Consider the following 18,753-nt stretch of genomic DNA (forward strand, 5'->3'; position numbering starts at 1 on the left):
GGGAGCGTCCTTGATCAAGGCAGGTTGGGGTAGGCCGGCTTGAGCGGGCCGCCGATCTGGCTGTAGTTGTCCACTTCGCCGTCCTCGCTGTCGTAGAGCTGGCGGGCGAGGGCATGATCGGGGCGGCGGGCCAGGAACGGGATCAGCCAGGCCAGCTTGTAGGGCGCGACGTCGGCCTGGCGCTGGCCCTTGAGCTGGGGCAGGGAGTCCGGGGCGAGCACGCTGCGGGCGGCGAAGGTGGCCAACTGGTCGAGGGTGAGCTGGTCGTCCTCGCTCCAGGCCAGGCCGTTGGCCCGGGCCGATTCGCCGAGCAGCACCAGCGGCACCAGGGCGTACTGGCTGTAGTTGGCGGCCAGCTTGCTGCGTGCCACCTCCAGCGGCAGGTAGGCCTGGTCGCCATGGCGCACGGCCTGGGCCAGGCCCCGGCGCAGATTGCCGTCGGCCCAGCGGATGAAGTCGTCGCGGTCCACCAGCATGCCGGCGGCGGCCACCGCCCAGGCGGCCCAGTAGTCGTGGTTGTTGAAGTAGACCGTGGTGGACTGGCGGCGCGGGTCGTATTCGCGGATCACCTGCTCGCCGAGCTGGGTGAACCAGCGTCGTTGCGCGGGGCTGAACGGCGCCTTGCCGTCGGCCGCCGCCTGGGTCAGCAGTACCGCGCCGGCCATGGCCGCCAGGGCCCACTTGCGCGCGGCCATGCCGGTGTTGCTGGCATCCGGGTCGAGCAGGGCACCCGCTTGCGCCCAGTGCTCCAGCCACTGGTCCTGGCAGGCCAGGGCCATGTTGGCCTGCTGCGGCTTGCTGGCGCTCTGGAAGCGCTTGCCGGCCTGGATCAGGCCGCCGACGAACTGCTTGAGCTGCCGGGCGACCCGCTCGCTGTCGGCGTCGGGGCTGGCGCGCAGGGTGGACTTGCTGGCGTCGCGCGGGTCGTACTTGCTTTGCAGGCGCAGACTGCCGGTATAGGGCGGTGGCGGCGCCTTGCTGCAGGTCAGGGTGCGGTAGTCGGCGATCATGGCCGATTGCGCGGTGGCGCGGGCGGGCCAGATCGATTGAGCCGCGTGGGTGGGGAGGGGTAGCAGGGCGATTGCAAGTAGCAGGAGCACCCCAGGGGCCGGTTTCACAGGCACAGGCGGGTCTCCACATCGGTGGCGGCGGTGCCGGCCTTGGTCGGTTCGAGGAATACCGAGAGCAGGTTGGCTCCGGCGAACTCGGGGGCCTTGCTCAGTTCCAGGTAGTACTGGCCGCCGCTTACGGCCGCCTCGCGGCGGAACCACACCTTGTCGCGGGCGCCATTGTCGTAATAGACGATGATGTAGAAGTCCTTGACGCTCCTGTCGCTCAGGCGGATATCGAGAAAGCCCTTGGACACGGCCTGCCGGGCGCCACCGGCATTGCTCAGCAGTTCGATGCGCTCGCCGACCTTGAGTGGCGGACGCTGCAGTTTCGTGCCAAGGATTTCCCTGGACGCCTTGCAGCCGCCGTGTATCGCCGGTACCAACTGGCGGTACATCAACGGCGAATCCAGACGGTAGTTGGCCGGCAGCTCCCAGACGATCAGCTTGGGCGGCGCCTCGGGCTTGTAGTCGGCGGACAGCAGGTACTCCAGCAGCGAGCCGTCCTCGCCCACGCCGGGCAGGGCGTAGTTGAGGACATCCGCCTCCAGGTACTGTTTCAGGTAGCCGTCGAAGTTGAACTGCTTGCTCTCGTCCTCTCGGGCCGCGGCGTTGCTGTCGCCAACCAGGATCACCTCGGGGTCGGGCGCCTCGTCGAACAGCGCGTCGCTGCTGTCGGCCACCGGCACGGTCTGGTAGCCGCGAACGTACTGGAAACCGTAGTTGTTGCCGCAAATGTAGCTCAGGGCCAGGTTCAGGGTGCCGTCCTTGGGCACCATCACGCCGGGCTCGGTGCTGTAGCGCTTCCTGGTCAGGCCTTCGTAGAACGGCTGGCGGCGGATCTCCTCGGCCATGAGCCTGGCCGTCGCCTCGGCGCCGCTCGGGGTCCAGTGGTGGTCGCGGCGGAAGAAGTATTCGCCCTGGGGCGGCTGGCGCACCAGCTGCATCATCGGTGCCACCACCGCGCCGGCCTGGCGCAGCTGCCCCAGGTAGCTGTCGAGGTTGCGGCTGGCGCGCTCGTAGTCGAACCCGTGCAGTTGATCGGCATAGAGCTTGTCGCGGTGCATCAGGCCGCGGGTCGGCTGGATCGCCATGGCCACCTGGATGCCCTGGCGGTGGAACGCGTCCATCAGTCGGGCGAACTCCGGACGCATGGGCGCGGGAATGCCGAAGTCATTGGTCAGGTCGACCCTCGAGCGGAACAGCCAGCGCTCCTTGCCGGGGACGATCTGGCGCATCAGCTTCATGCGCCCTTCGGCATAGTGCTGCGGTTCGGCCAGGGCCGGGCAGACCATGCACTGCAGGTTTTCGCAGCCGGGCCGGGCGGGTTCGGCGGCCTTTGCCTGCACGCCGAGCAGAGCCAGGGTGGCCGCGAGGCCGAGGGGGAGGAGGGTGTTCATGGGCCAGTCATCCTTGCGTGCGGCACGGCGTCACTCGGTCGGGTCGATGCTGTTGGCCAGGCTCAGGCTGCGGTTGCCTGGCAGCAGCACATAGCTGTACGAGCGGCCCTTCTTGAGGAACAGCTCGTCGAAGCTGGCCACTTCCTGGCCACCGACATAGGCGGCGAAGTCGATCTTGATCTCGTTGACCATGCGCGCGCCGGTCTGGCCGCTGGCCAGGGCCTTGACCACCTCGTGCTTGCCGTCGGCGGTGCGCAGCGTGGCCTGGGCCGGGGTCAGGTTGTAGAAGGCCACCTGGGCCTTCTTCGGCTCGTTGACGTACTGGTCGGCGATCAACTGCAGCTGCTTGCCGTCGTAGACCACGGTGCTGGCGGCGTTGGCCGCCAGGGTCGGTTCGATGGCCTTGGCGCCGATGCCGATCCTGTGCACGCCGGCCGGCACGAAGCGGTAGCCGCTGAGCTGACCGGGGGCGACCTTCTGCGGGTTGAGCTTGCCGCTGAGGGCCACATCAACGTTGTTGTCGGACAGATTGAGCACACGCACGAACGCAGAATCCGCCGGGGCCACGGCGTCGTACAGGTCGGCATTGCCTTCGGCGGCCAGGGCGGCGTGGCTGGTGGCAGCCAGGGCCAGGGCGGTGAACAGGGGCGAAAGCTTCATCAGGTTCTCCTAGGGACGTCAGAAATGCCCGGGCTGGGCGCTGCGGGCCAGCGCGCCGGGACGGTGGGCCAACAGGGTGCGCAGGGGGAACTCCCAGACCACGGTGTCGATCTGCGGGTTCTGCAATTGGTCGCCGGCGAGGAACTGGTTCATTGCCTCGAACGGCCCGCGGGCCTCCACGGCGATGGACAGCAGGTCGCGGTTGAGCGCCTCCTTGAGGAACCCGACGAAGTTCCAGTCGTCGATCTTGCTGTAGCTGGTGCCCACCAGCAGCAGGCTTTGCGTCTGCTCGGCGAACAGCGCGTCGCTGTCCTGTTCGGCCTGGAGGGTCTCGTACAGCTCGATCGGGTTGGGGCCGAACTGCGGCGCCAGGCGCGCATGGTCGAACTGCAGGTAGTTCATCAGGTCGCCCTTGACCGTCTTGTCGCCGGCCTTGCGTGACACGTACACCTGGTCGCCGAGCAACTGCGGGCGCTGACGGGCCAGCTCATAGGCCGACAGGCGCGCGCCGTCCGGGCTCCAGTGGGTGTCGGACTTTAGGAACAGCCGTGGGCCGGCCAGGTTGCGCAGGTAGGCGTCGCGCAGCGGCACCACGTCCAGCCGGCGTAGCTGCAGGTCGGCGACGAAGCGGTCGTAGAGGCTGTGCACCCGCGGGTCGAAGGCGTGCGCGGCGTGACTGGCGTAGATATCCAGCTTCATCGGCAGCGGCAGGAGCACCAGGTGCTTGCCGTGCTCGGCCAGTTGCCTTTGGACCTTGACGATCTGCTCCAGCTGGCTCGCCAGGCTGGCGTCCAGGTCGTTGGGCACGCGGTATTCCTGGTTGGTGTAGAGCCAGCCGTCCTTGCCCAGCACCACGCCCTTGGTGCCCTCGCCGAACAGCTGGAACTGGGCGTCGGCCCACAGCCGCTGCGAAGGCTCGCGCAGGAACAGGCGCTGGTCGTAGACCTGTTCGAACTTGCGCAGCAGCTTGCCGTCGACGAACAGGTTCCAGCTGTCGGTCTGGGCGCGGGCGAAGCTCAGCACCGGCGGCAGCGAGTAGATGAACATCGCCGCCAGCGCCAGGGCGAAGACCACACCGTTGGCCTTGCCGGCCGAATTCATCACCGGGTACATGGCACTCTCCTAAAACTGGAAATACAGGAACGGCGAGAACGAACTGGCCGCCAGGCTGCTCAGCGCCAGCAGAAAGCCCCCCCACAGCAGCAGGCTGTGCAGCACGCCGACGTGACGCATGAAGTAGCCTTCCTTGTTGCCGGCGTAGAAGCGCACGTTGTTGATCCCGGCCAGGATCAGCCAGGCGACCGCCACCAGGGCGAAGGCCATGGCCATCTTCGAGGCGCCGAGCACGTAGAGTTCCAGCGAACCGAAACCATTGAAGCCCAGCAGCGCCTGGTAGATCTGCAGGCTGTGGCGCAGGTCCATGGTGAAGAACAGCGGCATGCTGAGGATGATCAGCAGCGCGGTGCGCAGGTTGCGGCCCAGGTGGTAGGGCGTGGTGACCTTGGTCGCGAGGTTGAACCTGCGCTCCAGCACCATGCCGATACCGAAGAACAGCCCCCAGCAGATGAAGGCGAAACTGGCGCCGTGCCACAGGCCCGACAGCAGCATGGTCCACACCAGCGCCGGCAGGGCGCCGGCCACGCGCTTGCGCACCAGCGGCAGGTACACGTAGTCGCGCAGGAAATGCGCCAGGGTCATGTGCCAGCGCGACCAGAACTCGGTGATGCTCTGCGACACATAGGGCTGGTTGAAGTTTTCCGGGAAGCGCAAACCCATCATCAGCGCCAGGCCCAGGGCCATGTGGCTGTAGCCGGCGAAGTCGAAGTACAGCTGCAGGGTCGAGACCACCAGGCCGAACCAGGCATCGCTGAACTGCAGGGTGCCTTCGCCGACGAACAGCACGTTGATCGGCGCCAGGCGGTCGGCGATCAGCACCTTCATGATGAAACCGAGCATGAAGCGGCACACGCCCAGCGAGAACAGCTCCAGCGAGTGGCTGCGCTGGCGCAGCTGCGGCGCGAGCTGGCTGTAGCGCAGGATCGGCCCCGCCACCAGGTGCGGGAACAGCGCGACGAAGGCGGCAAAGTCGATGAAGCTGCGGGTGGGCGTGGCGTCCTTGCGGTAGATGTCGACGATGTAGCTCAGCGCATGGAACACGTAGAACGAGATGCCCAGCGGCAGGAAGATGTTCTCCAGGGTCCAGGTATTGATGCCCAGCGGCGCCAGCAGCAGGGCCAGCACCTCGGCGCCGAAGTTGGCGTACTTGAAGTAGCCCAGTGTTGCCAGGTTGCCGGCCACGCCGAGCCACAGCAGGCGCAGGGCGCGGCGTTTGTCGCCGGCGTCCAGGCGCGCCTTGATGAACAGGCCGAAGCCGTAGTTCCAGGCGGTGATGGCGACGAACAGCAGCAAAAAGTCCGGGCGCCACCAGGCGTAGAACACATAGCTGGCGGCGACGATCACCAGCGAGCGCCACTGCGGCCGGGCCAGGTAGTAGATGGCCAGGAACAGCGGCAGGTAGAGGAACAGGAAGACGTTGGAGGCGAAGATCATGCTGGCCGGTCCTTAGTAGCTGATCACCACGCCGACACTCAGCTGGTAGTCGTCGCCGCTGTCCAGCGCGCTGCCTGCGTTGAGGTAGCTGGCGCTGACCAGGGTGTTGACGTCCAAGTGCTTGCCGTCGAGGGCTACCGGGAACATCTTCCAGTAGTAGTTGAGGTCGATCATCTGGCCGACGTTGTCGCCCTTGCCGTGCCGGCCGGCGTTCAGTTCGCTCTGGCGCCGGGCGCGGACATCGGCGGCCATGCGGATCGGCAGGGCGCCGCCTTCATCGCGCAGGTTGAGCTGGGTCACCCGCAGGTCCAGGGCGCTGCGCGCCGTGGGCCGGGTCTCCAGGGCCAAGCCGTAGTAGCTCAGGTTGCGCAGGTCGAGGGCGACGAACGAGCTGGTCAGGCGCGTGCTGTACGAGCCCTGGCGGGTGATGCGGTCGGACTGGATCGGGTTGAGCCGGAAGCCGTCGTTGTCGTCGTCCGGCTTGTCGGTCAGGCCGCCGCGCAGGGCCACGCGCGGGGTCCAGGGCAAGGTCTCGAAACGCTTGCCGACCTCACCCAGCACCGCCCAGCCGCGGCTGCCGTGGCCGGTGCTGGTGACGCCGTTGCCGGCGGTGTTGTCCATCGTGCCGTCCAGCGCCGCCAGTTCCAGGTGGTAGTCGCTGGCCAGCGGCAGGTTGTCGCCCTTGAAGAACAACCCGTAGCGCCAACCCTTGAAGTCGTAGCGGTCGTCGACATCGTGGCCGCTGCGGTCGTTCTCCTGCATCAGACGCACGCCGACCTGGTTGTTCGGGCTCCAGCGATAGGCGTACTGGCCCATCAGGTACAGCGTGCGCGCTTCGCTTGCGGCCAGCGAATTGACGTCAGTGTTGTAATTGCGAAATTTCTGCCCGACCGCGACGAAGGCGTCGCTGAAGGTGTCCTGGTAGTTGAAGCGCAGCGACTCCAGGCTGTCGTCCCACCAGATACCGTAGTCGTCGTAGAACCGTTGGCGACCGAACGACAGCGAGAAGCGCGGGTCGTCGCCGATCAGGTTGCGCTTGACGTACAGCTCGCGCAGCTCGGCGTACCAGCCCTCGGGTTGCTCGCGTTCATTGTTGTTGGTCGACTCGTTGGCCAGGTTGCTCGACTGACTGGAGTCGTAGTTCAGCCACAGGCGGCCGTAGACCATCCATCTGGCCCAGCGTTTTTCCGGCGAGTACCAGGCGAACGACGGCTCGTAGCGCAGGCTGTAGAAGCTTTCGCGGTCGCGGCCGACCTGGGAGTCTGCCGGCCCGTAGCCGGTCTGCACGGTGAGCTTGTTGAAGAACTCCGAGGTGATCACCGGCTCGCTGCCGTCAACGGCCGTGACGCGCACCGGCGCGCTGCTGTCGGCCTCGGGGCCGGTGACTTCCTCGCCCGCCAGCGCCGCCAGGGGCGCCAGGGCGAGCAGGGCGCCGAGCAGGGATGGATGGGCTTTCACAGGGTGGCCTCCTTCAACAGATCGTTGCGCGCGGCCAGGGCGCGCTCGATGTCATCCTTGGGCAAGGTCTTGTCCAGCCGTTTGATCAGGCCGCGGGCGCGGGTCTCGCCCAGGTCGAGGGCGATGCGGGCATAGGTGTAGGCCTTGACCGGGTCGTGGCAGATGGCGCGGCCGCGCAGGTGCACGGTGGCCATGCGGTACCAGGCCGCGGTCGAACCCTGCTCGGCCTGTCGCTGCCAGATGGCCAGGGCGCGTTCCTGGTCGGGCTGGTCGAGGCCGCCCTTGCTGTACAGGTCGCCCAGCAGTAGCTGCGCGTCGGGATAATGGGCGGCGATCAGTTCGTCGATCAGCGCCTGGGACTTTTGCGGATCCAGGGTCAGCCAGTTGTTGACCATGTAGAACGCCGCGTCCAGCGCCTTGGCCCGGGTCGGGTCCTTGGCCCGCACCTGGGCGATCAGCGCCTGGGTCTGCTCGGCGTTGTGCTCGGTGGGGTTGGAAATCATGAAGTTGGCCTTGGACACCTGTGCCGGCAGGTAGCCACGGGCGACGGCGTTGTCCAGCCAGCGCTGGGCCTCGGCGATGCCGTCGGCGCGCAGCTGGTCGTTGGCCTTGTCGCGGGCCAGTTGCTCGGGCGTCGGCTCGACCTTGGGGCCCATGGCGCGGCTCTGGCGCTGCTCGCGCTCGGCGTCCAGCTCGGCGCGGGTGGTGCCATGGATGCTGTCCAGCAGCGCGCCGATGCGCTGCACCACCTCCACCGGCAGGCTGGCCATCTCCGGCTCCAGGCTGCGGGCGAAGGCGAGGAAGGCCGGGTCCTGGCGCTCGCCAAGAAAGCGGTAGTAGCGCTCGATGCCGCGCGGGTCGATGCGTGCCGCCTGCCGGTACCAGCGCTCGGCGGCGGCGCGGTCGCCCTGGCGCTCGGCGACCACGGCGCGGTACAGCTCAGGACGGCAGTTGAGCAGGCAGCTCTGTTCGTAAAGCGTCAGCAGTTCGCCGGCGCGCTCGCCGGGGAACAGCTGCGGATAGACCAGGAACACCTCCAGGCTAGTGCTGGTGCTGCGCGGATCACGGTCGTTGGGGTAACGGGCCAGGGCCTGGCGCACCCACGCTTCGTGACTGCGCTGCAGGCGCGGGGTGCGGTCGAGCAGGCGCGCCAGCGAGGCCAGCGCCGGGATCTGGCCGTGGCCGTCGGCGAAGGCCTCCTGGTACAGGCTCACGATGTCCTGGCGGTTGGCACTGTCGCTGTTGGCCAGCACATCGCCGAGCAGCTGCTTGGAGGCCAGGTCGCCGCGCTCGGCGAGGGCGCGCAGGTCGCTCGTGACGTCGGCGCTCGGGTCCTTGTACAGCGCGTAGCGGATCTGCTCCAGGCTCTGCCCGGCCCAGCCGCTGCCGGCCCAGGCCAGGCTTAGGCCGACCAGCAACAGGCGCGGGGCGTTCTTGGCGTTCATGAGCGGCCCTCAGTTGCCGCTGCCGAACGGCAGGCCCAGGTACAGGTCGACCGCCACGGCCTTCTGGTAGGCCGCCGCCGGCAGTGGGCTGTCCGGCTGGATGGTCAGCGCCAGGTTGTGGTTCAGCTCGTCGGAGCGGGCGTCGACCACCGTGCCGCTGAAGTGCTGGTCGAGGCCGAACACCTGCATGTCCACCGAGCGCACGCGGCCGACATCGGCGAGCTTGTCGAACGGCACGTTGGCGCGCACGAACAAGCCCTCGTTCTTCGGCAGCAGGTGCATCATCGGCGCGGCCTTGTAGCCATAGCCGTCCAGCGGCGGCGACGGGTACCAGACCTGGCAGTCGCACGGGCTGTTGATCACCGTCTCGACGCTGGCGCGGCCCAGCAGCGCCTGCAGGTCGCCCGGGGCGAGGTCGGCCAGGGCCTTCATGTCCGCCGGGCTGGTGAAGCTGGTGGCCAGCTGGGTGGAGATGTTCGCCAGCGGCTGGCCGGCCTGCACCTCGCTGGCGCCGGCCGGAAGCAGGTACTTCACGTAGCCGTTGTCCGGCATGCTGATGACCTGGGCATTGCCGGCCACCGTGGCCTGCAGCGCCGGAACACGGAAGAACAGCAGGTAGCCCTTGTAGCCGACGAAGCCCAGGGCGGCGAGGCCGGCGGCGGCGTACAGCGCGGTGCCGGCCACGGCCTTGAGGCGCTCGGCCGGGGTGCGGGCGCTGGCCTGCTGGTGCTTGCGCGCCTTGATGTAGTTCTCGCGCTGCATCACGTTGAACAGGCCGTTGATGTCGGCGACTTCGCCCGACAGGTAGGCGCTGATCAGGTAGCGCAGGATGTCGCGCTTCTGCGCGTCGAGGTCGACGAACTGCGCGCCGACCTCCTTGCCGCGCTGGGAGACGATGCGCACCTTGCCGTCGATCGACAGGTCCACCTGGTTCAGGCGCAGCTGGATCGAGGCGTCGTACAGCGCGCCGACGGTCAGCGGCGCCTCGTGCAGCAGGCCGATGCCACCCAGCGAGATATCGGCAAGGTCGGCCTCGAACGGTTCGCGTCCGGCGCCGGACAGGCGCACCCGGGCGTGCATGCGGGTGCGCACGTACTGACGCTCGTCGATGGCTTCGTGGACGATGTTGGCGGCGGTCTTGCCCGGGGCCGCCGGGGTATTCGAAGTACTCATGTGCAGGCGCCTTTCCTTAACGTTGCGTGAGTTCCAGGAGAACGGTGATGACCCCGAAGAAGATGGCGATCGAGGAGCACAGCATCGCCTTCGAGGACCAGCGGTTGAGGCTGGCGTCGAAGTCGACGCTGCCGGTGGCCAGGGTGGTCTTCTGCCGCGTCCAGCGTTGCTGGTCCATGTGGAACATCGCGTAGACCTTCATCAGCGAACCGACGATCTGGTTGTAATAGAGAACGAACGGGTACATCGGGCTGACCGGGTGCCCGGCGAAGACGAACAGCACCGTCACCAGGCTGCGCGAGACCAGCACCCAGAACAGGTACACCAGCAGGTACTGGATGCCGAACACCAGGCCGGCCACCACCGAAGCGGTCAGGCCCATCAGGCAGGTCCACATCGACACCCGCTGGTCGAGCAGCACGTACAGGGTGAACAGCCCCAGGCGCGCGCGGCCGAGCAGGGCGGTGGCGCGGAAGTTCTGCCGCAGCGAGTTGCCGTACCAGCGGAACATCAGCTGGCGGGTGGCCACCCAGAAACTGTCGCTGGGTGGGTGCTCGACGGTCAGGGTGTGGCTGTCGGGCACGTAGAAGGTGTCCCAGCCGGCACGCATCAGGCTCAGCCAGCTCGACTTGTCGTCGCCGGTGAGGAACTGGAAGCGGCCCAGGCGCCAGTGCTCGAGAAAATCCGCCTCGACGTCACGGATGAAGTCCGGGTCGGTCATCACCCCGGCGCGGAAGAACGACAACCGACCGGTGAGGGTCAGCACCCGGTGCGACAGGGCCATCGAGCACATGTTGATGTGCCGCTGGACGAAACGCATCGAGTGCCACTGGCGCATCCAGCGGCTGCCCTCGACCTCGCAGAACTCGTTGGTGGTCAGGCCGCCGACGTCGGGCAGCACGGCAAACAGCTTGACCGCCCGCTCGACGCAGCCGGGCAGCATCATGGTGTCGCCGTCGACCACGCCGACCACCGCGTCGTCCAGCGGCATCTGCCGCGACAGCGCGCGGAAGGCGTGGGCCAGGCCATCGCGCTTGCCGGTGCCGCGGGCGCGGACGATTACCAGGCCGATATCGTCGCGGCCCTGCACCTCGTCGCGCATGATGTCCTTGATGAACTGCTCGTCGCCTTTCTCGACGATCGAGGCGATCACCGTGCACGGCACCTTCAGCCGTTGCACCTCCTGGAACACCGACTGGTACACCTTGAAGGTGGTGTGGGTGGGGATGCGAAAGCTGGTCACCACCATGAACATGTGCGACGGCAAGGCCGCGTCACCCAGGCGCTCGACCCGGCGGCGCAGGCGCGGGAAGCGCCAGTGGAGGAAGTACATGCCACGCAGGTAGTGGACGATGGCATTACCGTAGCGCCACAAGCCCAGGGTGCCGATGATGAAGATGAACTGGTGGTGGCTCGGGTCCAGGTACTGTGGCGCGACCATCTGCGCGGCCAGGGCGATCAGCCCGGCGAGCAGCGCCCAGGCGCAGAAGCCGGCCGCCGCGCGCATGTACGCCGGGGCCGCGAAAGGCCGCTGTTGCTGTCGTTCCATGGCGTTGTAGCTCCTTGGGTCGGGGCCCGCCGTGACGGCGGGCGGCGGCGTGCCTTACCAGCAGATGCCGTGGCGTTGGGCGTCGCTGCTGCCGGCCATGAAGCCGACCAGGTCGATCACCTGCTTGCCGTTGCCGACGTCCAGGGCCTGGACGAAGCGCTCGTCGTTGTTGCCCAGCACGATCACCTCGGCCTCGTCGATCACCTGCTGCAGGTCGCTGCGCAGCAGGGCGCTGACATGGGGGATCTGCTGCTCGATGTACTGGCGGTTGGCGCCGAACTGACGGGCGTGGTCGACGTTGGCATCGAAGATGCGCAGGTCGTAGCCCTTGCCGATCAGTTGTTCGGCCAGGGTCACCAGCGGGCTTTCGCGCAGGTCGTCGCTGTTGGCCTTGAAGGCCAGCCCGAGCAGGGCGATGCGGCGCTTGCCGGCCCGGGTCACCAGGTCGAAGGCGTTGCGCACCTGGTTGCGGTTGCTGTCCATGATCGAGGCCAGCAGCGGGTGCGCCACGTCCAGCTGGCTGGCGCGGTAGGTGAGGGCGCGCACGTCCTTGGGCAGGCACGAGCCGCCGAAGGCGAAGCCCGGGCGCAGGTAGTAGCGCGACAGGTTGAGCTTGTAGTCCTGGCAGACCACGTCCATCACCTCGCGGCCGTCGACCCCCGAGGCCTTGGCGATGTTGCCGATCTCGTTGGCGAAGCTGACCTTGGTGGCGTGCCAGACGTTGCAGGTGTACTTGATCAGCTCGGCGACCTCGATCGACTTGCGGATCACCGGGGCGTCGAGGCCTTCGTACAGCGCGGCGAGCAGGTCGCCCGAGCGGCTGTCGAGTTCGCCGATCACGGTCATGGCCGGGAAGTCGTAGTCCTGGATCGCCGTGCTTTCACGCAGGAATTCCGGGTTGACCGCCACGCCGAAATCGCGCCCGGCCTGCTTGCCCGAAGCCTGCTCGAGGAGCGGGATGACCACGTTCTTCACCGTGCCCGGCAGCACCGTGCTGCGCACCACCACGGTATGGCGGCTGGCCTTGTCGCGCAGGGCCGCGCCGATCTCCCGGCACACCGCTTCCATGTACACCAGGTCGAGGTCGCCGTTGGCCTTGCTCGGCGTGCCGACGCACAGCAACGACAGTTCAGTGGCCAGGATCGCCGCCTGGACATCGGTGGTGCCGCGCAGGCGACCCTGGCGCACGCCGTCGAGCAGCAGCTGCTCCAGGCCCGGCTCGACGATGGGCGAGCGGCCCTGGTTGATCATGTCGATCTTCGCCTGGGCGACGTCCACCCCCAGTACCTGGTGTCCGCGTGCCGACAGGCAGCCGGCGCAGACCGCTCCCACATAGCCAAGTCCGAAGATACTGATGTTCATAGATCCCTCTCCCCAGGCGCGGCGCAAGGCCGGCCGAGATACTCAGTTCAGAAGTTTTGAAAATGCCAGACGCGCAGGATCAGGCCGCGCTAGATATATAGCGATGCAGGCTGTTTCTTGGTGGTCTTTTTACATCCTAAGGAGTTTTCTGATAGTTCGGCAAGCTTTGTTGTGTTGTTGTTTTGATAAATTCTAAATGCGCTGTGAGAAAGTTAAAAATTACTTATAAAACAATGAGTTAAAGTTAGATAAAAGTTAGGCGTCAAAAAATCGATATGCTTGTTTGTGCCGATAAAATGACGCCAAAATGGCGCTTTTCGCCATGTTTTCCGCCGTTTCAGTGGTGCTTCGATGTACGCTTTTTTACTGGCTTGGGTGATTTTTCTGATTCTTGGAAGTGCTATTTTCGTCTGTCGTCGGGCGCTTCCATGTCCCCCAGCCGTCCGACTGTGGCGCAATGATGGCTTGCAAGGATTGGATCCAATTGGCATAGTGCCGGACGACTGCGCAGGCATTCACTCGGGTGCGGGATGCACCCTTCTTCCATTCATGCAAAGGAGGCAAGCAGATGAACGGATTCGGTCCGCGACTCAGAGAAGAGCGCGAACGCCTGGGGCTGACCCAGCGTATCTTTGGCGACATCGGTGGGGTCGAGCCCAACGCCCAGGGCAAATACGAAAGCGGCGAACGCACGCCGCGCATGGACTACCTCGCGGCGGTCGCCAGCAAGGGCGTCGATGCGCTCTACGTACTGAGCGGCGTGCACACCCCCGCGCCGCTGGACAGCCTCACGTCCGACGAGAACCGTCTGCTCGACGCGTTCCGCCGCCTGCCCTCGGCCGACCAGGCCGCGGTCTGGCACCTGCTCAACCGCCTGGCGGGCGAGGAGGGCGGGGCGCAAGTGCTGCGTATTCGGCGGCCTGACCGGCAGGCATATTTCCATGACGCTTTGCGCTAGGTTCGTTGTGAAAAATTTTGTTAAGGTGGCGGGATCCAATCGCCCCACTGACGAGGTGTCTGCTTGATTAGGGTCCTGGTGGTCGACGATCACGATCTGGTGCGTACCGGCATCACACGCATGCTGGCCGACATCGACGGGCTGCAGGTGGTGGGGGAGGCGGACTCTGGCGAGTCCGCCCTCAAGCTGGCCCGCGAGCTCAAGCCGGACGTGGTCCTGATGGACGTGAAGATGCCAGGGATCGGTGGTCTGGAAGCCACGCGCAAGTTGTTGCGCAGCCATCCGGACATCAAGGTGGTCGCGGTGACCGTGTGCGAGGAAGACCCGTTCCCCACCCGCCTGTTGCAGGCGGGTGCCGCGGGCTACCTCACCAAGGGCGCCGGGCTCGACGAAATGGTCCAGGCAATCCGCCTGGCCTTCGCCGGCCAGCGCTACATCAGCCCGCAGATCGCCCAGCAGCTGGCGCTCAAGTCGTTCCAGCCCCAGGGCTCGCCGTTCGACGCGCTGTCCGAGCGGGAAATCCAGATTGCGCTGATGATCGTCGGCTGCCAGAAGGTGCAGATCATCTCTGACAAGTTGTGTCTGTCCCCCAAGACCGTCAATACTTACCGTTATCGAATCTTCGAAAAACTCTCGGTCACCAGCGACGTCGAACTGACCTTGCTGGCTGTCCGCCACGGTATGGTCGACGCAAGTCTGTAAGCACACCTCATGTCACAACCTTTTGATGCAAGCGCGTTCCTGGCGACCTGCAGCGGTCGCCCGGGCGTGTACCGGATGTTCGACGCCGAGGCCCGGCTGCTGTACGTGGGCAAGGCCAAGAACCTCAAGAAGCGCCTGGCCAGCTATTTTCGCAAGACCGGGCTGGCGCCGAAGACGGCTGCCCTGGTGGGGCGCATCGCCCAGGTCGAAACCACCATCACCGCCAACGAGACCGAGGCGCTGCTGCTCGAGCAGACGCTGATCAAGGAATGGCGGCCGCCCTACAACATCCTGCTGCGCGACGATAAGTCCTACCCGTACGTGTTCCTGTCCGACGGTGAGTTCCCGCGCCTGGGCATCCACCGCGGCGCGAAGAAGGCCAAGGGCCGCTATTTCGGCCCGTACCCCAGCGCCGGTGCCATCCGCGAGAGCCTGAGCCTGTTGCAGAAGGCGTTCTCGGTGCGCCAGTGCGAGGACAGCTACTACGCCAACCGCACCCGCCCGTGCCTGCAGTACCAGATCAAGCGCTGCAAGGGGCCGTGCGTGGGGCTGGTCGCCGCCGAGGAATACGCCGAGGACGTGCGCCACTCGGTGATGTTCCTCGAAGGCCGCAGCCAGCAGTTGGGCAACGAGCTCAGCGCCGAGATGGAAAAGGCCGCCATGGCCCTGAACTTCGAGAAGGCCGCCGAGCTGCGCGACCAGATCGCCCTGCTGCGCCGGGTCCAGGACCAGCAGTACATGGAGGGCGGCTCCGGCGATGTCGACGTGGTGGCGGCTTTCGTCAACCCGGGCGGTGCCTGCGTGCACCTGATCAGCGTGCGTGGCGGCCGGGTGCTGGGCAGCAAGAACTTCTTCCCCCAGGTGGGCATCGAGGAGGAGGTGGCCGAGGTCATGGCCGCGTTCCTGTCCCAGTACTACCTGGGCAACGCCGAGCGCGAGCTGCCGGGCGAGCTGATCGTCAACGTGGTGCACGACGACTTCGCCGCCATCAGCGAGGCGCTGCAGACCCTGCGCGGCCGCGAAATCAGCATCAGCCACCGGGTGCGCGGCACCCGCGCGCGCTGGCAGCAGCTGGCGGTGACCAACGCCGAGCAGGCCCTCAACGCCCGCCTGGCCAACCGCCAGCACATGGCCGCGCGCTTCGAGGCGCTGGCCCAGGTGCTCGACCTGGACGAGGTGCCGCAGCGCCTGGAGTGCTACGACATCAGCCACTCCAGCGGCGAAGCCACCGTGGCCAGCTGCGTGGTGTTCGGCCCCGAAGGCCCGCTCAAGTCCGACTACCGCCGCTTCAATATCGAGGGCGTCACCGCTGGCGACGACTACGCGGCCATGCACCAGGCCTTGCAGCGCCGCTATGGGCGGATCAAGGACGGCGAAGGCAAGCTACCTGACGTGCTGCTCGTGGACGGCGGCAAGGGCCAGCTGAACATGGCCCGCGACGTGATGCAGGAACTGGGCTTTGCTGACCTGACGCTGCTGGGCGTGGCCAAGGGCGTGACCCGCAAGGCCGGTTTCGAGACCCTGTACCTGAACGACGTGGCCCACGAGTTCACCCTCAAGGGCGACTCGCCGGCCTTGCACCTGATCCAGCAGATCCGCGACGAAGCCCACCGCTTCGCCATCACCGGCCACCGCGCCCGGCGCGGCAAGGCCCGGCGCACCTCGAGCCTGGAGGACGTCGCCGGGGTCGGGCCCAAGCGCCGTCGCGACCTGCTGAAACATTTCGGCGGCCTGCAGGAGCTCAACCGCGCCAGTGTCGACGAGATCGCCAAAGCCCCCGGCATCAGTAAAAAGCTTGCCGAGTCGATTTATGCCAGCCTGCATAGCGAGTAGAATGCCGGGTTCAACTCGCAGCCAGTCGTACCGATGAATATTCCAAACCTGCTCACCGTTCTACGCGTCCTGCTCATCCCGATCTTCATCCTGCTGTTCTATGTGCCCTATCACTGGAGCTACATGGCCGCCAGCACGGTGTTCGCCATCGCCGCCGCCACCGACTGGCTCGACGGCTACCTGGCGCGTCGGTTGCAGCAGAGCACCCCGTTCGGCGCCTTCCTCGACCCGGTGGCCGACAAGCTGATGGTCGCCGTGGCCCTGGTCCTGCTGGTGCAGGTGCACGCCAACTTCTGGCTGACGCTGCCGGCGGCGGTGATCATCGGCCGCGAGATCGTCGTCTCGGCGCTGCGCGAGTGGATGGCCGAGCTCGGCGCCCGCGCCCACGTGGCGGTGTCGAACCTGGGCAAGTGGAAGACCGCCGCGCAGATGCTGGCGCTGGTGATCCTGCTGGCCAACCCGCCGCTGCTGACCTTCTGGGTGGTGCTGGGCTACGGGCTGCTGCTGGTGGCGGCGGGCCTGACCTTGATCTCGATGGTGCACTACCTGCTGGCCGCCTGGCCGCACCTGCGCGAAGGTTCGGAGCAGAAGTAAAAGTTTTTTTGAATCAAGGGGTTGACGCCGTTCTGGAAATCGCTAGAATGGCACCCATCACGACGCGGGAATAGCTCAGTTGGTAGAGCACGACCTTGCCAAGGTCGGGGTCGCGAGTTCGAGTCTCGTTTCCCGCTCCAAATATCGATCTACAGAATTCCATGGAAATCTTTAGATCATTGAAAAAAGACGCTTCGGCGTCTTTTTTCGTTCCAGTCAAAACCACTTTGATCCATGGGCATCCGGACTTTTTCGTGTTCGGGAGCTCGTACATGGCACTCTCAAATGCAACCGTTCGCCAGGCCAAGGCCACCGGCAAGAACTACACCCTCGGCGATAGCGACGGCCTTTCACTCGGCGTGAGCGGGGCTGGCGGAAAATCTTGGCATTTCCGCTACTTATGGGCCAGCAAGCAAAATCGCATCCCTTGGCACCTACCCCGAAGTCGGCCTGTGTCAGGCGCGCTCACTGCGCGATGAAGCGCGGCGGCTGATCGCCCAAGGCACCAACCCTTGCACGCATCGTCGGCATCAGCGCCGCACCCATAACCTTGCAGAGCAGAACACCTAGCTGAGCGCATCAATGGAATTCTCAAAACAGAGCTGCTGCTAAGTAGCCCTGAAAATCTGGAACAGGCAAGGAAGATGGTTGCTGAAGCCGTGCAGATCTACAACACAGAGCGGCTTCAATGGCCCTGAAAAACAAAACACCCGATGCGTGCATCGGGCGTTTTATGGCCTATCGGCCTACCTGAGCAGGTGTAAACCTATTTCAGGGCTAGAGATTGTCAAAGCCATCTGCCGGTTTTGCTGTCAATCAATCAGCCAACCCGGATCACCCTCGACCAAGGTTCCGCCATGGCTGGTGGTGTCTCCCTCCCTTGCCGCCGGTTGGCCCTCGATGATCGTGCTGCCAGCACCGGTTTCGATGACAGCGCCACAACTGATTCGGTCGCCGACGCGTGCTATTGCCCTGCCAGCCACGAATGCTGCGCTTGCGCCTGTTTCTACGGTGCCTTCGCCATGGATAGGGCAACTATGACGATGGCCTACGAGTACGATGGGTTTCATTTGCGCTTTCCTTTTTTTAGTTGAACAGGGGCTTCGTCGAAGGCCTCTGGCGGAGGCGGTGCTGCCCGGACATTGAAGAGTCGGCAGACGCCATACCAGCAGAGGGCGAGGCCGAAGTTGTAAGGGAACAACACGGCCCAGAACGGCAGTTGCCAGTTTTTCTTGCCCTGCATTTCTCCGGGCTCGCCGGTTCGCCAGGGGGCGTAGTGGCGCCAGGCTTCCGCCGGGGTCAGGCAGATGGCATGAAGCGGTCGGTACCACCAGTTGGATTCGCCGGGAGGTGGGAGTTTGGCCGGGCCGTGGTTCATGAACTGGCGAAGGTATTCCCAGACTTCGGCGACATGTTTGATGTCGGATTCAGTGGGTTCGTTGCTGTCGACCCATAAGCAATCTTTCTGGTGCAGGCTGCCATCCTCTCTAGGTGGGGCGAAGGCAAGTGCATAACTGGTGCTAAAGGATGAGCCTCCAAATTCGGTGCGTTTGAATACGCCTCCATGGGTCTTGTTCCAGTCAAAAGTGATAAGTTTTTTGCCGCGCTGGTACAGGATTTTTTTGGTTGAGCGGCTGAAATAGAAGTTTGAAAGTTTTTTTATAAAATAGATTCTATAGGCGAGGAATGGTGTGAATATGAATGGTATGACTATGTACTGAGCTATTGAGTGCGTGCTTGCTAATAACATGTCTCTGTATTCAGGGTTTGCAATTCTTGGGTAAAAATAAATGGCTAGTAGTAGTGTCATGGCAGTGTATAGTTTCCCCATGAATACAGAGTCGGATACCCACGGGTTTCGCAAGATTAATGTGTCTGCGGACAAATTTTCTAGCTGTCCAGTGATTGCTGGTTTGTGTCCGGAGTTTGAGTTTTTATTGAATATCCATATGACTGCCAT

At 65.1% G+C, this 18,753-nt stretch carries 16 protein-coding genes, 1 tRNA gene and 2 pseudogenes; 7 read left to right on the forward strand and 12 right to left on the reverse strand.

The window, feature by feature from the left end; translation table 11 throughout:
* Positions 1 to 14 precede the first annotated feature (14 nt).
* The 10 genes from K2O50_RS09790 to K2O50_RS09835 form a co-directional block, all read right to left on the reverse strand.
* A complete protein-coding gene (locus K2O50_RS09790) occupies positions 15 to 1,100 on the reverse strand; it encodes a polysaccharide lyase (protein ID WP_256205970.1) in 1,086 nt (361 codons plus the stop codon).
* A gap of 14 nt (positions 1,101 to 1,114) precedes the next feature.
* Entirely contained in the window at positions 1,115 to 2,509 is a 1,395-nt protein-coding gene (locus tag K2O50_RS09795) for an alginate O-acetyltransferase AlgX-related protein (RefSeq protein ID WP_050704739.1), read from the reverse strand.
* 30 nt (positions 2,510 to 2,539) lie between these two features.
* A complete protein-coding gene (locus K2O50_RS09800; RefSeq protein WP_050704740.1) occupies positions 2,540 to 3,169 on the reverse strand; it encodes an alginate O-acetyltransferase AlgF in 630 nt (209 codons plus the stop codon).
* Positions 3,170 to 3,187: 18 nt separating this feature from the next.
* Positions 3,188 to 4,282 carry an alginate O-acetyltransferase gene (locus tag K2O50_RS09805; protein WP_050704741.1) on the reverse strand — a complete coding sequence of 365 codons (1,095 nt, stop codon included), beginning with the start codon at positions 4,280 to 4,282 and terminating at the stop codon, positions 3,188 to 3,190.
* Positions 4,283 to 4,291: 9 nt separating this feature from the next.
* Complete coding sequence (locus K2O50_RS09810; protein ID WP_050704742.1) at positions 4,292 to 5,719, reverse strand: MBOAT family protein; 1,428 nt, start codon at positions 5,717 to 5,719, stop codon at positions 4,292 to 4,294.
* A gap of 12 nt (positions 5,720 to 5,731) precedes the next feature.
* Positions 5,732 to 7,177 (reverse strand): alginate export family protein, encoded by a 1,446-nt coding sequence (locus K2O50_RS09815; RefSeq protein WP_050704743.1) that lies wholly within the window; start codon positions 7,175 to 7,177, stop codon positions 5,732 to 5,734.
* Positions 7,174 to 8,622 carry a hypothetical protein gene (locus K2O50_RS09820; protein WP_050704744.1) on the reverse strand — a complete coding sequence of 483 codons (1,449 nt, stop codon included), beginning with the start codon at positions 8,620 to 8,622 and terminating at the stop codon, positions 7,174 to 7,176. Before K2O50_RS09820 ends, K2O50_RS09815 begins: the two co-directional genes overlap by 4 nt.
* A 9-nt stretch (positions 8,623 to 8,631) precedes the next feature.
* Complete coding sequence (locus K2O50_RS09825; protein WP_050704745.1) at positions 8,632 to 9,795, reverse strand: PilZ domain-containing protein; 1,164 nt, start codon at positions 9,793 to 9,795, stop codon at positions 8,632 to 8,634.
* 16 nt (positions 9,796 to 9,811) lie between these two features.
* Positions 9,812 to 11,302, reverse strand: coding sequence for a glycosyltransferase (locus K2O50_RS09830; RefSeq protein ID WP_050704749.1), 1,491 nt, complete (start codon positions 11,300 to 11,302; stop codon positions 9,812 to 9,814).
* A 96-nt stretch (positions 11,303 to 11,398) separates the two neighbouring features.
* Positions 11,399 to 12,706, reverse strand: a complete 1,308-nt coding sequence (locus K2O50_RS09835) for a nucleotide sugar dehydrogenase (protein ID WP_050704746.1) — start codon at positions 12,704 to 12,706, stop codon at positions 11,399 to 11,401.
* 568 nt (positions 12,707 to 13,274) lie between these two features.
* Between K2O50_RS09835 and K2O50_RS09840 the strand changes: the two genes are divergently transcribed.
* The 7 genes and pseudogenes from K2O50_RS09840 to K2O50_RS09870 form a co-directional block, all read left to right on the forward strand.
* Positions 13,275 to 13,664, forward strand: a complete 390-nt coding sequence (locus tag K2O50_RS09840; RefSeq protein WP_028692527.1) for a helix-turn-helix domain-containing protein — start codon at positions 13,275 to 13,277, stop codon at positions 13,662 to 13,664.
* Between the two features lie 63 nt (positions 13,665 to 13,727).
* Positions 13,728 to 14,366: a UvrY/SirA/GacA family response regulator transcription factor gene (gene uvrY / locus K2O50_RS09845; protein ID WP_028692526.1), complete on the forward strand. Its 639-nt coding sequence runs from the start codon at positions 13,728 to 13,730 to the stop codon at positions 14,364 to 14,366.
* Between the two features lie 9 nt (positions 14,367 to 14,375).
* On the forward strand, positions 14,376 to 16,199 hold the full coding sequence (gene uvrC / locus K2O50_RS09850) for an excinuclease ABC subunit UvrC (protein ID WP_050704747.1): 1,824 nt from the start codon (positions 14,376 to 14,378) through the stop codon (positions 16,197 to 16,199).
* Between the two features lie 33 nt (positions 16,200 to 16,232).
* Positions 16,233 to 16,793, forward strand: a complete 561-nt coding sequence (gene pgsA / locus K2O50_RS09855) for a CDP-diacylglycerol--glycerol-3-phosphate 3-phosphatidyltransferase (protein WP_028692524.1) — start codon at positions 16,233 to 16,235, stop codon at positions 16,791 to 16,793.
* Positions 16,794 to 16,857: 64 nt separating this feature from the next.
* Positions 16,858 to 16,933, forward strand: a tRNA-Gly gene (locus tag K2O50_RS09860).
* A 132-nt stretch (positions 16,934 to 17,065) separates the two neighbouring features.
* A pseudogene (locus K2O50_RS09865) lies at positions 17,066 to 17,360 on the forward strand (Arm DNA-binding domain-containing protein); the annotation flags it as partial.
* Positions 17,345 to 17,525, forward strand: a pseudogene (locus K2O50_RS09870) (integrase core domain-containing protein); the annotation flags it as partial. The pseudogenes K2O50_RS09865 and K2O50_RS09870, both read left to right, overlap by 16 nt.
* An 80-nt stretch (positions 17,526 to 17,605) precedes the next feature.
* Here K2O50_RS09870 and K2O50_RS09875 read toward each other — a convergent pair.
* Positions 17,606 to 17,863 (reverse strand): PAAR domain-containing protein, encoded by a 258-nt coding sequence (locus K2O50_RS09875; protein ID WP_082337683.1) that lies wholly within the window; start codon positions 17,861 to 17,863, stop codon positions 17,606 to 17,608.
* Positions 17,860 to 18,753, reverse strand: coding sequence for a DUF6708 domain-containing protein (locus K2O50_RS09880; protein ID WP_082337684.1), 894 nt, complete (start codon positions 18,751 to 18,753; stop codon positions 17,860 to 17,862). The genes K2O50_RS09875 and K2O50_RS09880 overlap by 4 nt, the downstream gene beginning before the upstream one ends.

Source organism: Pseudomonas sp. 2hn, assembly GCF_019646095.1.
GTDB classification, from domain to species: domain Bacteria; phylum Pseudomonadota; class Gammaproteobacteria; order Pseudomonadales; family Pseudomonadaceae; genus Aquipseudomonas; species Aquipseudomonas peradeniyensis.

Bases quoted from the DNA above. Each gene is read 5' to 3' on its own strand.
- K2O50_RS09795 (WP_050704739.1), bottom strand. From the start codon at position 2,509: ATGAACACCCTCCTCCCCCTCGGCCTCGCGGCCACCCTGGCTCTGCTC.
- K2O50_RS09800 (WP_050704740.1), bottom strand. From the start codon at position 3,169: ATGAAGCTTTCGCCCCTGTTCACCGCCCTGGCCCTGGCTGCCACCAGC.
- K2O50_RS09805 (WP_050704741.1), bottom strand. From the start codon at position 4,282: ATGTACCCGGTGATGAATTCGGCCGGCAAGGCCAACGGTGTGGTCTTC.
- K2O50_RS09810 (WP_050704742.1), bottom strand. From the start codon at position 5,719: ATGATCTTCGCCTCCAACGTCTTCCTGTTCCTCTACCTGCCGCTGTTC.
- K2O50_RS09820 (WP_050704744.1), bottom strand. From the start codon at position 8,622: ATGAACGCCAAGAACGCCCCGCGCCTGTTGCTGGTCGGCCTAAGCCTG.
- K2O50_RS09825 (WP_050704745.1), bottom strand. From the start codon at position 9,795: ATGAGTACTTCGAATACCCCGGCGGCCCCGGGCAAGACCGCCGCCAAC.
- K2O50_RS09830 (WP_050704749.1), bottom strand. From the start codon at position 11,302: ATGCGCGCGGCGGCCGGCTTCTGCGCCTGGGCGCTGCTCGCCGGGCTG.
- K2O50_RS09835 (WP_050704746.1), bottom strand. From the start codon at position 12,706: ATGAACATCAGTATCTTCGGACTTGGCTATGTGGGAGCGGTCTGCGCC.
- K2O50_RS09840 (WP_028692527.1), top strand. From the start codon at position 13,275: ATGAACGGATTCGGTCCGCGACTCAGAGAAGAGCGCGAACGCCTGGGG.
- uvrC (WP_050704747.1), top strand. From the start codon at position 14,376: ATGTCACAACCTTTTGATGCAAGCGCGTTCCTGGCGACCTGCAGCGGT.
- pgsA (WP_028692524.1), top strand. From the start codon at position 16,233: ATGAATATTCCAAACCTGCTCACCGTTCTACGCGTCCTGCTCATCCCG.
- K2O50_RS09875 (WP_082337683.1), bottom strand. From the start codon at position 17,863: ATGAAACCCATCGTACTCGTAGGCCATCGTCATAGTTGCCCTATCCAT.
- K2O50_RS09880 (WP_082337684.1), bottom strand. From the start codon at position 18,753: ATGGCAGTCATATGGATATTCAATAAAAACTCAAACTCCGGACACAAA.